The sequence below is a fragment of the Oligoflexia bacterium genome (genome assembly GCA_035326705.1).
GTDB lineage: Bacteria > Bdellovibrionota_G > JALEGL01 > JALEGL01 > JALEGL01 > JALEGL01.
Window position 1 is genome coordinate 69,062 of sequence record DAOLES010000001.1, and the last position, 15,210, is coordinate 84,271.

18 protein-coding genes are annotated in these 15,210 nt (G+C 33.9%); 7 read left to right on the forward strand and 11 right to left on the reverse strand.

Translation table 11 applies throughout. From position 1 onward, the window contains the following. Positions 1 to 69: 69 nt before the first annotated feature. The 5 genes from PKC21_00340 to PKC21_00360 form a co-directional block, all read right to left on the reverse strand. Entirely contained in the window at positions 70 to 1,053 is a 984-nt protein-coding gene (locus PKC21_00340) for a hypothetical protein (GenBank protein ID HMR23775.1), read from the reverse strand. A 208-nt stretch (positions 1,054 to 1,261) separates the two neighbouring features. Next, positions 1,262 to 2,098, reverse strand: a complete 837-nt coding sequence (cpaB, locus tag PKC21_00345) for a Flp pilus assembly protein CpaB (protein ID HMR23776.1) — start codon at positions 2,096 to 2,098, stop codon at positions 1,262 to 1,264. Continuing rightward, on the reverse strand, positions 2,095 to 2,712 hold the full coding sequence (locus tag PKC21_00350; protein ID HMR23777.1) for a hypothetical protein: 618 nt from the start codon (positions 2,710 to 2,712) through the stop codon (positions 2,095 to 2,097). The genes cpaB and PKC21_00350 overlap by 4 nt, the downstream gene beginning before the upstream one ends. Next, complete coding sequence (locus PKC21_00355) at positions 2,709 to 3,818, reverse strand: hypothetical protein (protein HMR23778.1); 1,110 nt, start codon at positions 3,816 to 3,818, stop codon at positions 2,709 to 2,711. The genes PKC21_00350 and PKC21_00355 overlap by 4 nt, the downstream gene beginning before the upstream one ends. Further along, positions 3,815 to 4,165, reverse strand: a complete 351-nt coding sequence (locus tag PKC21_00360; protein HMR23779.1) for a hypothetical protein — start codon at positions 4,163 to 4,165, stop codon at positions 3,815 to 3,817. The genes PKC21_00355 and PKC21_00360 overlap by 4 nt, the downstream gene beginning before the upstream one ends. A gap of 397 nt (positions 4,166 to 4,562) precedes the next feature. Between PKC21_00360 and surE the strand changes: the two genes are divergently transcribed. The 3 genes from surE to PKC21_00375 are packed head-to-tail and all read left to right on the forward strand — an operon-like array spanning position 4,563 to position 6,641. Next, positions 4,563 to 5,321: a 5'/3'-nucleotidase SurE gene (surE, locus tag PKC21_00365; protein HMR23780.1), complete on the forward strand. Its 759-nt coding sequence runs from the start codon at positions 4,563 to 4,565 to the stop codon at positions 5,319 to 5,321. Beyond that, complete coding sequence (locus PKC21_00370) at positions 5,305 to 5,952, forward strand: protein-L-isoaspartate(D-aspartate) O-methyltransferase (GenBank protein HMR23781.1); 648 nt, start codon at positions 5,305 to 5,307, stop codon at positions 5,950 to 5,952. The genes surE and PKC21_00370 overlap by 17 nt, the downstream gene beginning before the upstream one ends. After that, a complete protein-coding gene (locus PKC21_00375) occupies positions 5,925 to 6,641 on the forward strand; it encodes a LysM peptidoglycan-binding domain-containing M23 family metallopeptidase (protein HMR23782.1) in 717 nt (238 codons plus the stop codon). Before PKC21_00370 ends, PKC21_00375 begins: the two co-directional genes overlap by 28 nt. Here PKC21_00375 and PKC21_00380 read toward each other — a convergent pair. The 3 genes from PKC21_00380 to PKC21_00390 all read right to left on the reverse strand — a co-directional run bounded on the left by PKC21_00380 (position 6,627) and on the right by PKC21_00390 (position 8,371). Next, positions 6,627 to 7,733: a DNA recombination protein RmuC gene (locus PKC21_00380; protein HMR23783.1), complete on the reverse strand. Its 1,107-nt coding sequence runs from the start codon at positions 7,731 to 7,733 to the stop codon at positions 6,627 to 6,629. The genes PKC21_00375 and PKC21_00380 overlap by 15 nt on opposite strands. A 61-nt stretch (positions 7,734 to 7,794) precedes the next feature. Further along, positions 7,795 to 8,163 (reverse strand): hypothetical protein, encoded by a 369-nt coding sequence (locus PKC21_00385; GenBank protein HMR23784.1) that lies wholly within the window; start codon positions 8,161 to 8,163, stop codon positions 7,795 to 7,797. Beyond that, complete coding sequence (locus PKC21_00390) at positions 8,147 to 8,371, reverse strand: hypothetical protein (GenBank protein HMR23785.1); 225 nt, start codon at positions 8,369 to 8,371, stop codon at positions 8,147 to 8,149. The genes PKC21_00385 and PKC21_00390 overlap by 17 nt, the downstream gene beginning before the upstream one ends. Before the next feature lie 123 nt (positions 8,372 to 8,494). Here PKC21_00390 and PKC21_00395 point away from each other — a divergent pair, with 123 nt between their 5' ends. Then, the gene (locus PKC21_00395; GenBank protein ID HMR23786.1) at positions 8,495 to 8,821 is read left to right on the forward strand and encodes a (2Fe-2S) ferredoxin domain-containing protein; all 327 of its coding nucleotides are present in this window, start codon (positions 8,495 to 8,497) and stop codon (positions 8,819 to 8,821) included. Between the two features lie 16 nt (positions 8,822 to 8,837). Here the strand turns inward: PKC21_00395 and lysA are convergent, their stop codons facing one another. Both lysA and PKC21_00405 read right to left on the reverse strand, forming a co-directional pair. After that, the gene (gene lysA / locus PKC21_00400) at positions 8,838 to 10,079 is read right to left on the reverse strand and encodes a diaminopimelate decarboxylase (GenBank protein ID HMR23787.1); all 1,242 of its coding nucleotides are present in this window, start codon (positions 10,077 to 10,079) and stop codon (positions 8,838 to 8,840) included. Between the two features lie 19 nt (positions 10,080 to 10,098). Further along, positions 10,099 to 10,905 carry a TonB family protein gene (locus tag PKC21_00405; GenBank protein HMR23788.1) on the reverse strand — a complete coding sequence of 269 codons (807 nt, stop codon included), beginning with the start codon at positions 10,903 to 10,905 and terminating at the stop codon, positions 10,099 to 10,101. Between the two features lie 27 nt (positions 10,906 to 10,932). Here PKC21_00405 and PKC21_00410 point away from each other — a divergent pair, with 27 nt between their 5' ends. The 3 genes from PKC21_00410 to nth are packed head-to-tail and all read left to right on the forward strand — an operon-like array spanning position 10,933 to position 14,055. Further along, positions 10,933 to 11,709 (forward strand): queuosine precursor transporter, encoded by a 777-nt coding sequence (locus PKC21_00410; GenBank protein ID HMR23789.1) that lies wholly within the window; start codon positions 10,933 to 10,935, stop codon positions 11,707 to 11,709. 23 nt (positions 11,710 to 11,732) lie between these two features. Continuing rightward, positions 11,733 to 13,439: a PHP domain-containing protein gene (locus PKC21_00415; GenBank protein ID HMR23790.1), complete on the forward strand. Its 1,707-nt coding sequence runs from the start codon at positions 11,733 to 11,735 to the stop codon at positions 13,437 to 13,439. Continuing rightward, entirely contained in the window at positions 13,429 to 14,055 is a 627-nt protein-coding gene (gene nth, locus PKC21_00420; GenBank protein HMR23791.1) for an endonuclease III, read from the forward strand. Before PKC21_00415 ends, nth begins: the two co-directional genes overlap by 11 nt. An 85-nt stretch (positions 14,056 to 14,140) precedes the next feature. Here nth and PKC21_00425 read toward each other — a convergent pair whose 3' ends face one another. After that, positions 14,141 to 15,178, reverse strand: a complete 1,038-nt coding sequence (locus PKC21_00425) for a zinc-binding dehydrogenase (protein HMR23792.1) — start codon at positions 15,176 to 15,178, stop codon at positions 14,141 to 14,143. Between the last annotated feature and the right edge of the window lie 32 nt (positions 15,179 to 15,210).

Sequence of the window (15,210 nt, forward strand, 5' to 3'; positions counted from 1 at the left end):
CTTGAAGTAGACTTTTTGAGGATCGTTTAAACTTGGACCAATCCTCATCATTCTTAAAGCCCATTTATATTATTTATTTTGTGGAGTATCAGTCTGTTCACCAGCCGGACGCTGTTGAGTGTTATCCAAAGATTCATTATAGACATCCACATCTTCATCATCAATGATTTCATCCTCATCTAATTGTTCTACCTCAGGAAAACCATACTTTGAGCTTTGTCCAGAAGAGGGTATTTCAGAGTTTTGATCGATAGCTTGCGGGGTAGCAGTAGGTAGAGCTTTCTGAAAACCATTTAAAAATGGGAGGGTAAGGTTCCTATTATAATGTGCAAAAAGGACAAGACATAGGGCTAAAAAAATTGAAGCCAACCATACTATAGACTTCTCCATAGAAGTTTCTGGAGGTTCCTCAGGATAATCGGATAAAGAATCTTGAGTAATTACGGTTTCAGGATCATAAAAATTACCTGTAACTTCTTCTAAACCTAGATTGATGGCAGATTGTTCCGGTGTATTTGGGGAGTCAGGAAGTTTATGTATTTCTTGTTCTATATCTGAGTCTTTATGCCAGAGCTCTTCAACCAAATTAGATTTTTCTATGTTAGGGATAGAAATTGCGTCCAAGTCAGTTTCAACTGAACTTGGTACATGATGTTGAATCAATGAGTTGGTTTGTTCATCTGAAGAGGGTTTTTCAGGAGACAGATCAACTTTGTTTTGTGCTAGGTTATCACTATTTGAAGTTGGGTATACAGGCTGATTATCTTTTATTGCCGGATAACTTAAAGCTTCTATGGCCTCACTAAGTATTTTTTCAGTTGTTTTTTCTCCAGGAATTGGAGGGGTTCCATTGTCTTGATATTCACCATCACGCGTGGCAATTTTTTCAATAATAGGAGGTTTAATATCCTCTCTTGGGGGTTTGAGATAGAAAAAAGAATAGCATTTTGGACAAGTTATTTTGGCCCCAGATTGACCTAAGTCATCTTGGGAAATACTGTACACACTTCCACAACGACCACATTCATATGTAAAAAATTTAGATATAGACACGCATAGCCCCAATAAATATTAAGAAACCTATATTTTAAGTGCACATCAACATCAGAGAACAAGTGTTGTAAACTGAAGAGAGTGGAACAGAAAATATTGTTTTACACACATTTAATAGTATAAACTTAAATAGATAAAGATCAAAGATATAATTTGAGCAATATATAAAACAAGTTATGTTTAATTTTTATGCTGTTACGCATAAAAATTAAAATTTATCGTTGCTAGTAACCCGCTTATTTCCTTTGATAAGATCAATGGCTTTATTTCTTTCATTTTGTAATGTGTTACGAAAAGCCTGTTCAGAGATGTCTTTTTTATTAATGATGGGTAAATGGGTATTGGTTTTTTGATCAACAGGGTTTCTAAGTAAAAAAGATAAGTCCCCGTTTTCTTGCGCGTTTTTAATCATCAATGCTTCTTTGGGTAAAACCATTAAACTGATTGTATTGTATGTTTGCTCTGTGTTGTTTTGTGAGTTTTCACCAATGCCTAAAACCATTATGTTTTGTAACAGAGTATAAGTAGATGGACTATGGTTATCTGCTAAAGTTGCCGTATGAATCAAGTCTATATAATCTCCTTTTTGGATACGAAATCCCATAGAATCAACAGAATTAATAGATAAAGCAATAAGACGATGTCCGGGTTCTATCTGATCAGAAGGAAGTTTATTTAATGGGCTTATTTCTAAAAATGACCATAGTAAAAGTTCATTTTTAGCTAAACTTTTATTCAGAGGAGTGCCAATAATTTGATTGATTTCAGATGGACGAAGAACACCTGCGGGTAAATGTTTTAAGGCTAACTGAGCAATATCTAAGTCATCACTGGTTAATGTATCACCTTTATACAATGACTTATTAACAATTAAAACCTCTTCTGTATGTGTAGATGCGCTAAGGTTATTTTTATAACGGTTGATATTGTTAGTAATAACGAGTGTACTAAGAGTTGCAAAAATACATGGCAAATACCAGCTTTTGATAAATTCTTGTAGAGCAGGTGAGAATAAATTCTGAAAAAGAAGGTTTAAATTTTTCATAAAGTACAGGCTAAATTTGGAAAGCTTTTAATTTTGGGTATTGGAAAAGGTAGCTTGACCCCCATTAACGTTTGATGAAGTATATCTATACCCAACAAGGGTAATACAGTTTCAGTAAAGCCCACATGGCACATACCTTGAGTCCATAAACTATGTTTTAAGAGTAGTAAATGTTGAGGTTTATTGCGGTCATGGTCTGGAAACATGATTGAACGTTGTATTTTAATCTGATTTTTACTTTTTGAGTTAACATGCCGGTGTAAATGGGCTAAAAAGTCATACATTTTTTTATCTGAAGACAAGCTTAATTGGTAAGGCCTGTTTTTTTGTTGAAAAAGTTTAAAACTCATAGGCACTTTTCCCAACCAGTTTGTATTCAGAAGAGATGTTTTTTTATACTTTAATTGTAAGTGGTTTTTTCCTTCTATTCTGAGTTTTTTTTGGTAGGAAGCTAAGGATCTATGATTCCATTGAGATATGCCAGACTGCCACAAGTGTTGATGAGTATCTTGCTGTTCAAATAAATAAGCGTAGCATAATGCAAACCCCCAAAGTAAAACGATAAACAAAAATAAAATAAGTATTAAATCCATACTTCCAATATTTTTTTTCATAAGTTTACCTCAGATGCTAATGTACACAAATGAACATTAAAGCTGGCTGAAAATATATCATCTCCTTTAATACAAGCTTTTGCAGAAGACTTTAATAAAGTATGGTTTTTGATAGTGTTTATGGGCTGTTGATTAATATTAGGCGTAATGTTTTTGTATAAGTGTTGAGAGTTAACTTGAAAGCTTAGACCATTTTTAAAGTAATGATTTCGTAATATATAAAAAGGTGGAACATCAACTTTACTTGTCATTTTTTTATTGAGTGAGTGGATAAACTTTTTAAAACTTTCACATTTTTTTACTTTAGCATTCTTGAATATTAAGTTTTGTTGTGTTGACCTTAAATAAATCTGTTTTGGAATGGCATTAAGCAACCTTAGTGAAGAATAAATTTTGACTTTTTGAGAGCCATTTTTAGGGTTCCTATAATAAACTTCTATAGTTATGTTGTTTTTAGATTTATAAGAAACAAGTTTTGAATTTAATATATCTAGATTGTTTTCTTTTTTAGTATGACAACGTTGAAAATCATTACCTTGATACAGTGGATTACTCTTATTTAAAGTTCTTTTTGAGTCTCTTACAATAGGTAAGCTGTAATCTTGTTTTTTTGGGAGTAAACTGTAATTAATCTTTTGTTTTAAAATACTTTTTGAATTGAATAAAATTAAATCTTGATAAGGAGCACTTTCCGCCCAATGTTTGATTCTATCTTGTTGTTGAGCATAGTATGCCATGAGTTGATTGGCTTTATTGAAAAAACTAGGGGCTTTTTTTTCTAACTTTGCCCAATAGTGTGTACACGGACTTTTAAATAAAGTTGCCATCGCACAGGCTCTAAGCAACATTAATGCCGTAGCAACCATGTATGCCCTTGTTGCAGTTATTTCTATGCCTTTATTGTACATGGCAATAGCATTGAGTGCATCCATTTGATAATTTGCATAATGTAAGGCCAAAGCATCTGTCTGAGTTTGTTGATAGGTTTTTTTATTGCCTAAGTGATTGTTATTGATATGAATGAATAAAAACAATAAAAGAGGACTGAGTAAAATTAAAAAAGTCAGTAAAGTTGATCCTCTTTTACGACATGAATAAACAATCATTTTTTTTCACCAAGGTAGAATAAGTTTTTTTCAATAGCAGTATTTTTAAGATCTGAAATAAAAAAGTTTGTATAAGAGCTAGCTTCTTGATCAATAGCTATTATTTTTAACTTAGTGATAGATTGATTTTCAGTCAGAGTACTAGACTGAAAACTGTATGTTTTTTGACACGTTTTTTTACTGTAATCATTAAGAGTATTGATATAATTTTCGTCCATGTAGTGTGAACGTAAGGCAAAAAAACCAGCTTGCTTAATAAAAAGCTGATCTTTAGTGCGTTTGACAAGTTGAATAAATGAAAAAATAAAAATAAGTAGTAAAGTTAAACTTACAAAATATGATGTCATGCAGAGTGTAACTGCATATAAAATGCCAAAAATTAATGTTGGGTTGTGCTGGGTAAACTAAAATAATTAACTTTAGGTTTTTTTACAACATGGGATTGTAGTTCACGTATAAGTTCTATTTTTTTACAATAATCAATTTGCTGACTATCTTGAAGACAAGTTTTGATCAGTGGACAACTGGCATAGGCACATCTTTGACGCTTTGACATAATGGTTTATAGATAGCTAAAATTGTGCCAGATATAATCTTGTAAAATCAAGTAGATAGAACTCATTTTTTGCCGCTATGCGCTATTTTAAGGTCGCATAAGCGTCGTGGGTGTCACAGCAAGCAGTATAAAGTAGCGCTTAGTCTGATTTTTGGACATTAAAGCTAAATGCTTGTAAATAATAAATAATGAAAATACTGATATCCAATGATGATGGAATTTATGCTCCTGGTATAGCTAAACTTGAAGAAGCCATGCAAGAATTGGGTGATGTTGTAGTTGTTGCTCCAAACAGTGAGCAAAGTGGCTCAGCTCATTCATTAACTTTGCATCGACCTTTACGTATAACGCAGCATAGTGAAAATCGATATTCTGTTGATGGAACACCTACTGACTGTGTATATTTGGCAATGTTAGAAATTTTTAAAGATGATCATCCAGATCTTATTGTTTCTGGAATCAACCATGGAGCCAATTTAGGCAACGATATTACATACTCAGGCACTGTATCAGCGGCTTTAGAAGGAGTTTTATTGGGAATTCCATCCATTGCTTTTTCTTTAGTTCATCAAAGAGATGAAGTTTTATACTTTGATCAAGCACAAAGAGCTGCAAAAAGGGTTGTTAAAATGCTAGAAGAGTATCCTTTACCCAAACATACTTTGTACAATGTTAATATTCCAAATGTTCAGCACAATGATGAGTTAGAAATAGAATTTACTTATCAAGGTAATAAACAATATGAAAGTGCAACCATAGAAAAAATTGATCCAAGAGGTAAAAAATACTATTGGATTGGTGGAAATATTTTAGAATTTGATCAAGATCCTGGTTCAGATTCAAATGCAATAAGAGAAGGCAAAATATCTATTTCTCCAATACGAATAGACATGACCAATCATCAATTTTTAAAGACTCTTCAAGAAAGCCATGCAAAAACAGACTGAGGCCCATTTTAAAGCGGGTAAAATGATAGAACAATGGGTTGTGCCCAAAGGAATTACAAATCAGGAAGTGATTAATGCAATGGCTTCTATCCCAAGACATTATTTTGTCCCGGAAGCATTTTCTTTACACGCATATGGCGAAAATGCTTTACCCATAGGTCATGACCAAACCATATCGCAGCCCTATATTGTAGCTTTGATGACTCAAGCTATGTTGGAGACTTTGGGGCATACACCCAAAAAGGTTTTAGAGATTGGAACTGGTTCTGGCTATCAAGCAGCAGTGTTGGATCGTTTAGGAATACCTGTTTTTTCAATTGAAAGAATTCATGCTCTGGCCAGTGTTGCAAAAAAAAGACTTGAAGACTTAGGCTTTTATAAAGTTTTGGTCAAAACAGGTAATGGCGCTTTAGGTTGGAGTGAGTTTGCTCCGTATGAAGCTGTCATGATCACAGCTGCAATAAAAAAAATTCCACAACAGTTATTTTCTCAGTTGGCAGATAGAGCTGTATTGGTTGCTCCTGTTGATGAAGGTAAAGATGAGCATGCATTGTATATTTATTTAAAGGAAAATAATAAAATTAAAAAACGTTTCTTAGGCTCATGCAAGTTCGTTCCATTTATTACATAATATTTTCACTGTTGTGTATGGCTTGCCACAATAAAGGTGGTGTTATTCATACGGTTGAAAAAGGCGAAACAGCTTATAGAATAGCGCATGCCTATCAAGTTAATTTAAAAGAAATAAGAAGAGCCAATCCACGTTTACATGTCAATCGTATATATCCCGGACAAAAAATATTAATTCCTGGTGTAAAAGAAAATAAAGAAGTTCAAAAATTTATAGAACAAAATATTCAAAAACAAAAAACAATTGGCCAGAAGAAAATAAAACAATCGAATGAGAATATTTCAATTAAGAATAATAATAATCGGATGTATTCAAAAAATAAATTTAGTTTTCAATGGCCTTATCAAGGAAAAGTCACGACTGACTTTGGGAAAAAAAATGGAAAAATGCATAATGGTATAGATGTTCAAACTCCATCAGGACAAGCTTTACACGCATCAGAAAAAGGAACGGTTGTTTATGCCGATGCTTCACTGGAAGGATATGAAAAAATGATTATTGTTCAGCATGGACATGCTGTTTTTACTGTGTATGCCTATTTAGGGCAGTTTATGGTTAAAAAAGGTGATCAAGTTGATAAGGGGCAAATAATTGCAAAAACTAAAAACGAGCAACCATCTTTTTATCATTTTGAGATCCGTATGCAAAAAACAGCCTTAGACCCAGAAAAACATTTAACTGTTAATTAAGGGTTTGTCTTTTTCACCAGAATTTAACGGCATGTTTTCCATAAATTCAATTTTATTTTGAGATTGTTTAAGTTTTTTATAGGTTTTATCATAAGCCGATCCAGCATGATTTAAGTGTTTGCCAAGTTTTTCTAACTCAATTTCTAATTGATCAACATCGAGTTTAAACTTATTGATATAGGATAATATTTCTTGAGCTCTTTCTTCAATTTGAAGACCACGCAAGCCAAGTAAAATTGCTTGTAAATAAGCATAGAGACTATTGGGTGAAACAGGGATGACTTTTTTTTGTAAAGCTATATTAAGCAATGTTTGTCCACTACTATCAGTGTAGTCTTTTAAGAAAGCTTCATAATAAATTTGTTCAGCAGGAAGAAACATGAGAGCAAAATCTAAAGTGTTTTCATCTGGTCTTATGTATTTTTGACTAATTTTATCAATATGACTTTTGATATCACGAACAAATTGTTTAAGGTGAGCTTCTTTTTCTCTTTCACTGATATCTTCAACATGCATTTTTTGAAAATTTTCTAATGGAAATTTTGCATCCATAGGGACAATTTTTTTATTGGCCAGATAAACAACAGAGTCAACAATATCGCCAGATGTGAAACGGTACTGCATTTTAAAATGAGCGCTGGGGAGCAAATGACTTAAAATTTCTTCTAAGCCTTTTTCACCTAAGTGTCCCCGAAACTTGGGTGATCTAAATAAATGTTGAAGTTTTGAAACTTCCTCTCCAACAGAAGCGATGGCTTTTCCAGTTTCTTCTATGCGGCCCATTTTTTCTTTTAAATCACCAAAAACAGAGGCATTTTTTTCTAAATGCGAACTAACACTATCATAGCTTTTTTGTAAAACAGAGGATGTATGGTGCATATGTGAATCCACTTTATTTTCCAGACGGTAGTAAATATCTTGAACTTTTTGAGTGGTGGTATCTCGGTTTTCACTGATTTGTCTGGATAAATAGTCTAGTTGTGTACCCAAGCTTTTTAAGTTGTTTTTTTGTGTAAAAATTAAAACAAGCAGAGCTAGACTTCCAAACCCTAAAACAGCCAAAGCAAAAATTAATATTTGCGTCAAATTCATGACTTGATCCTAGGCCTGATTGGCATAATAATCAAGTAAGAATTGATGCTTTGGTCAATCTCTATTCAATAGCACCATTGGTGAAATCAGACATGTCATTGCGTTTATACTGACTTTTATTTAATTTAGGGTCTCTAATAGTTGAGGGATTACCTTTTCCTTGAATACCCATGGTTATTTTGGCAAATCCTGTACGTAATGATCCCCCAAGTGTTCTCATGATGGCAATTGACCCAACAGCAATTAAAGCAACAATAATTAAATACTCTGTCATGCCTTGACCCAGATTATTTTTCTTTTTTTTCTTTAAAATGTCCGTCACTGAATGCAATGATTTTGGCTTTTTTGCCTTTAAAAAATAGGGTGTTAGCTTAATAGCAATCATGCTTTCATGTGGTTTTGGGATATAAACTTTATGGTTGTTTGGCATGTTGTTTTCCTCCAATTTTAACCGATGAATCTATAGTTTTGTCATTTATCGGTTTAGTTAAATAAGATTCAACTTGCCAGTGCTGTGCCAAAAGATGTTTTTTTATGACTTTTGGAATATCAAGAAATAAAAGCAGTGAACTAACAATAAGCCAGGCAATGATAATCTGTTCAATAAGGGCTTGTCCGGAAGGTTTGTATAATTTCATAAACAGAATTCTTTGCAAAAATGATGCAGGATAATTTAGCCAAATTCAACATCGTATAGAGAGTAATATTAAAAATTAATGACTAAAATGTATGATTTCCGTACTTGAGGATATGAAAAAAAGTTGGTAAAAAATAATGATGCTGCTAAATACATCAATGTGAGAGATAAAAAGTATTTTGACCAACATGTATTTGTTTGTATGAATCAAAGGCCAGAGGGTCACCCTGAAGGATGCTGCCTAAGTAAGGGGTCAGAAACTATTCTCAATACGTTAAAACAAAAACTTAGAAATATTAAAACTGATAAAAAGATACGAATTAATAAATCAGGTTGCTTAGGTCGCTGCTCAGAAGGCGTCGCAGTGGTTGTATACCCTGACATGCAATGGTTTCTTAATGTTCAAGAACACGACATTGATGATATTATTAAGTGTTTAGAATTTAAATAATATGTAAAGAGTTTTTTTACCAAAGCCATCCCATTCCATCCCAAATTTTTTCAAAATTTTCAGGTTGTCTACATGCTTTTAGTGTACCATTATCAGTGATCATAGCCTCAGCTGCATAAGGTCTAAAATTATACAAAGAACTCATGCTGCTGCCATAGGCACCACTAGAAAGAATAGCAAGATAGTCTCCTTCCTGTGATTTTGGAAAGTTTAAATTGGGATGAAACTCATCACCAGATTCACAGAGATAACCTTCTATTTTTGTTGGAACACAGTTTTCATGAGGTCGGCTTAGGTTAATGATTTCATGATAGGACTGGTAAAAAGATGGCCTGACCAAATGATTAAAACCAGAATCCATTATTAAGCACTGCTTGTTTGGTAAATTTTTTACAACATTAACTTTGCAAATCAAAGCAGTAGATTCAGCAACAAGAAATTTACCGGGTTCAAAACGAATCTCAAGGTGGTTAAGCTTATGATGTGCCAACTGCTGTTGTAAAACCTCAGAAAAACTATTTAAATCAATTTGTTTTTGTTGTAATTGATGGCGCACACCAAAGCCGCCACCAAGATCAACAAATTTTAAACTAGGTAATGTTTTGGCAAGAGAAAACATATGGTTTAAGGCTTTTGCAAAAATGTCACTTTGATACAAGCCTGAACCCAAGTGCATGTGCAATCCAACAATAGTTATGTTATTTTTTTTACACAGCTCAAAAGCAGTGTTTAAATCCTGTTGTAAAATACCAAACTTTGCATCTTCTCCTGCCGTGATAACCTTATCATTTTCACCATCACCCATGCCAGGGTTGATTCTTAGGGAAAGGTCACTATTGGGAAATAATTTTACGTAGGAAGATAACTCGGATAAAGAGCCAAGATTAAGCAAAACACCTTCATTTTTTACGGCTTGTAATTCATGTGTATCACTGGCACAACCAGTGAATACAATTTGCGAATGATCAAAGCCTAATTTTTTGGCGAGTTTAATTTCATAGGGTGAGACAGTATCAATACCGTCAAGCCCTTCTTGTTTAAGTAAAGAAACAATATAAGGATTGTAATTGGCTTTGATGGCATAATAAAACTTAGTTGAAGACGGAAAACTTGTTTTTAACTGTTTAAGTCGGTGCTGAAGGTTTTTTTCCTCGGTTAAAAAAGTAGGGGATGAAAACTGCTGGTAACATTGTTGAGCATGCTCTAAATTGGGGACAAACATAAGAGCATAACATAGTGAATGTAGTAAAAAGTTCAAGCTTAAATAATAGTAAAAGCTAATATTTTGAAATAATAAAGCTCCAGCTTGGAATATACAGTTGCTGATTTTGATCAAGTAACTGCGAAGGGGGGTTCATAAAAGGAGCTGCTTTTTGAACTGACCGTATGGCTTCTTCGTCTAAAAATGGACTTCCAGAGGAGTCTACTATTTTAACGGACAATAAGTAGCCATTTTGATCTAAGCGAATACTCAGTTTTGTACTGTAAAACTTTCCATTGAGATTTTGTTGAAAAACAATGGGTCTAGGAGACCAAACATTTTCCAGTTGCTGTTTCATTCTTATAAAAAAAGAAGCATATTTGAATTTTTGTGCATTGAGTAAAGTTTCATTACCAATATCAATATCCGGCAAGTAATTTTGTGGAGCATTTTGGGTGCTTTCTTGATTACGTATATCATTGAGAATGTATTGAGGGGATAAAGAAAAATTGTATTTCTTTTTTACATTTTGTTCTTGTTTGCTTTTTTGTGTGTTTTTTGGGGCTTTTTGAACTTCAATTTGGCGCACTTCCTTTTCTGTAAAAGTGTTTCTGTCACTGAGATACTTACTGTCTTTATTAGGTTTTAATGTTTCAGGTTGTAAGAGCTCTACAATTTGTTGGGATAACTGCTCTTTTTGGATAAGTTCCACTTTATCAGTTAAAGGTAAGCTTTCTTGGCTTTGAATTAAATTATCAGCATTATAAGCAAAAAATAGCATTAAAAGCACATGCAAAGCAACTGACCCAATCAATGCAGGGATCAGTTTCTTAGACTTTTGTGGGTAAAACACCCCATTTTGTTTTAAAATTCCTTGTTCCAAAGCTAGACTTAATGATACACCATCGCCATGAATTATTCACATATCTTGTTGGATCGATCAAAAAGACTTTTGTTGATTTTGGGCGGTTTTTTTATCTGTAATACTCTAGTGGCAGAATTTGTTGGAGTTAAAATCTTTTCCTTTGAAGATAGTGTGGGTATTGCAAAGTTTAATTGGAGCATACTGTCTGAAACAGGAACACTGTCGTTTTCTGCAGGAACCATTTTATGGCCGGTTGTATTCATTATGACAGACATTATCAATGAATATTATGGTAAAAAAGCAGTGCGCTTCCTATCTTATTTAACGGTTGCTTTGATTTTATATGCTTTTATTATGGTCTCTTGGGCCATTAACTTGGCACCAGCAGAATGGTGGCAAAATATTTTTTCAGAACAAGGCATAGATATGCAACAATCCTTTGCGGTTGTTTTTGGTCAGAGCAATAGGATAATTATTGCATCCATGATTGCCTTTATTGTGGGCCAGTTGCTTGATGCAACTATTTTTAAAAAAATCAGAGATATGCTAGGAGAAAAAATGATCTGGTTAAGAGCAACCGCTTCTACGGCTGTATCTCAACTGGTAGATAGTTTTTTAATCTTATATATTGCCTTTGTTTTGGGTCCACAACAATGGTCACACAATTTGTTTATGGCGGTAGGTACTGTCAATTATATTTATAAAATGTGTGCTGCGGTGGCTTTAATTCCTTTATTGTATTTGGTCCGCTATGCAATTGAGAAATACCTTGGTCAAGAGTTGGCAGAAAAATTAAAATTAGATGCTGAACACAGTCAATAACAATTGCTAGGGTGCTTTTGATAATGTCAGAAAAAAAATATAAAAAAATAGCCCATTATATTGTTGAACACTTAAAGCAAACGGTTTTTTTCTTAAAATTAGATGGGGCCAATGTTTTTAAAGTAAGAGCTTATGAAAAAGCCATTAATATCATTGATGAAATGGCCAATGAATTTTATCCTTACCTTGAACAACAAAACTTTACGGATATTGATGGTATTGGCAAAGGCTTAAGCGCAGATATATTGGAGTTAAGTGAAGGCAATAAAAGTACAGTTTTACAAAGTTTGTTAAAAAAATATCCTGAGAATTTGTATCAGTTAAAAAAAATTAAAGGTTTGGGCAGTAAAAAGATTTTAAAACTTTACACAGAGTTGAGTGTTACCAGCCTAGCAGATTTAGAATATGCATGTTATGAAGGCTTGTTGGTTAAACTGGATGGTTTTGGAGAAAAAACTCAAACCAAAATATTAGAACAATTAAATTTTTTAAAAAGTACTAACAATCTATATACCTATGCTTTTTTATGTGAAAAAGCCAAAGAACTGGTTATGCAACTCAAAACAATGCCTGAAGTTCAGGATGTTGTTATTACCGGTGAATTAAGACGTTGTATGGAAGTTGCCGCATCCATTGAATTGTTGATATTAACCCAAAAGAGTAAACCCAAAATAGACAATATAGATAATCTTATACTATCCAAGGATGCTATGGATAAAGATAAGATCTACGCAAACTATCAAAATATACCTGTTGTGTTGTACCCCTGCACAAAACAGAACTATGGTAGCGTTTTATTTAAAAGCACTGGATCACAAGCTTTTATTCAAGAAATTTGTACTAAACAGTTAGATGTACTTGAACATCAGCATGAAACCGAAGAATCTGTGTTTAAAGCCATGAAAGTTGAGTATTGTTTACCTGAGCTCAGAGAAAGTAAAAAAGAGTATATAAAAATAAACAATACACCCGCACCAGGTTCATTGCTTGAAAGTACTGATATTCAAGGCGTATTTCATATGCATAGCACCTACAGTGATGGAAAAAACACTCTAGAAGAAATGGTTAAAAGATCAATAGAGTTAGGGTATCAATACATTGGGATTTCTGAACACAGTCAAACCGCATTTTATGCACGTGGTTTAAATTTGGACACCATCAAACAACAAGCACAAGAAATCAAAACCCTGCGTAAGAAATATCCTCAAATTCATATTCTACATGGGATTGAGTCTGATATATTGCCAGATGGGCAGCTCGACTATCCAGATTCTGTTTTAAAACAACTTGATTTTGTTATTGCTTCAGTGCATGCATACATGAATCAAAGTGAAGATCTTATGACACAAAGATGTTTAAAAGCTTTGGAAAACCCATATTGCACAATGTTAGGGCACCCAACGGGTAGAGTGCTGCTCGGAAGAGATAGTTTTAAAATTAACTTAGAAGCTATTTTTAAAAAAGCGGGTGAATTGGGTAAATTTATTGAAATCAATGCCAACCCTAAACGTTTAGATTTAGATTGGCGCTACATACCTCTAGCCATAAAACACAAAGTTAAACTGGTTGTAAATCCGGACGCACATAGTATAGATGGTTTATCGCATACATTTTATGGGGTTAATGTTGCTAGAAAAGGTGGCCTGACTAAAAAAAATGTAATCAACACCTTACCTTTAGAAAAGTTAAGTCCTTTACTAAATATGGGGTCTTTGAAGTATGCCAGATAAGCATAAAAAAATATTAAAACAATTGAACAAACTTTACCCCGACCCAAAATGTGAATTAGATCACGATGGCCCGTTTCAGTTGTTAATTGCAACAATACTTTCGGCTCAATGTACAGATGTCAGAGTTAATAAAGTGACACCGGCTTTATTTAAGGCTTATCCTGACGCTTTTGCTATGGCAAAAGCACCATTAGAGAGCATAGAAGATTTAATTAGAACCACAGGCTTTTTTAGAAATAAAGCAAAATCAATTTTAGAAACATCACAAATTTTAGTTGAAAAATACAAGGGTCAAGTCCCCAAAACCATGCAAGCATTGATCAAACTAAAAGGGGTAGGTAGAAAAACTGCAAATGTGATTTTAGGAAATGCATTTAATATCAATGAAGGTGTTGTTGTTGATACGCATGTTGGGCGACTAAGTCGACGCTTTGGTTTTACAAAAGAAAAAGATCCTATTAAGGTTGAAAAAGATTTAATGAAGTTGGTGCCACAAAAGGATTGGACCATTTTTTCTCACTGGCTCATTCTGCATGGTAGAAGAGTATGTAAAGCACAGCGTCCATTATGTGGACAGTGTGAGTTGGCGCCTTTGTGCCCAAGTGCTAGCCTTTGAGGGTAATTTATCTCAAAAGGTACGGCCTTACTTTTAGGAAGGTAATAAAAAAGATCTCAAAAGTAAGGCCGTACCTTTTGAGATTTTAATAGGGAATATCTAAAACTATTTTTCCAAAACTTTGTCTGTTTTCCATTTTGTCTTGTGCCTTTGCAGCATCTTTTAAAGGAAAAACAGAATCAATGATTGGTTTTAGATGTCCGGCAATAAAGTGTTGATAAACGTCTTGCATTTCTTGCCAAGTCCCCATGGTTGAGCCTAAAATTTGTACTTGTCTATAAAAAATATGTCTAAGGTCAGTTTTTGGATCAAAACCAGCAGTGGCGCCACAACTTATAATTTTTCCACCATTGCGCGCGGATTTTAATAAAGGTACCCATTGTTCACCACCAACATGGTCTATGATGACATCAACACCTTGTTTGTCAGTTAATGATCGGATTTCTTTGTCAATGGCAACTTTGGTGTAATCAATGCATTCATCAACCTGTAGTAGGTCCTTTGCTTTTTGTCTTTTTTCTTGGGTGCTAGCCGTTGTAAAAACAGTGCATTTGAAAAATTTTGCTATTTGTATGGCTGCGCAACTAACACCTGAACCAGCTCCCATAACAAGAACAGTTTGTTTGGGTTTTAATTGCGCTTTACCCATCAGCATACTCCAAGCTGTAAGGTAAGTAAGTGCAAAGGCAGACGCTGAATAAAAATCAACTCCACTTGGAATAGGTAGTAAGTTTTGTTCTGGTACGCAAGTGTATTGAGCATAGGTACCATTGTTTTCTCGACCAAAAAGACGGTACTGATGACAAAGGTTTTCTTGTTTATTTTTACAACGATCACAAATTCCACAGGGCATCCCGGGATTAATAAGGACTCGATCTCCCTTATTAAATTTACTGGCCAAAGATCCATTTTGAACAACAATACCTGCTCCGTCAGAACCAGGAATATGTGGAAGGGGGCTTTTCATGCCTGGTAAGCCACGTCTAAAGTGCAAATCTAAATGGTTTAACGAAGCCGCTTTAAGCTCGATTAAAACTTCACCGTCTTTGGGAGAAGGTTTATTGACTTGGGTATAGTTTAAAACATCACTTGAGCCAAGTTCGTTGTATTGTATGGCAAACATACAACAGTCATAAATTAAAATGATTGAAAAAT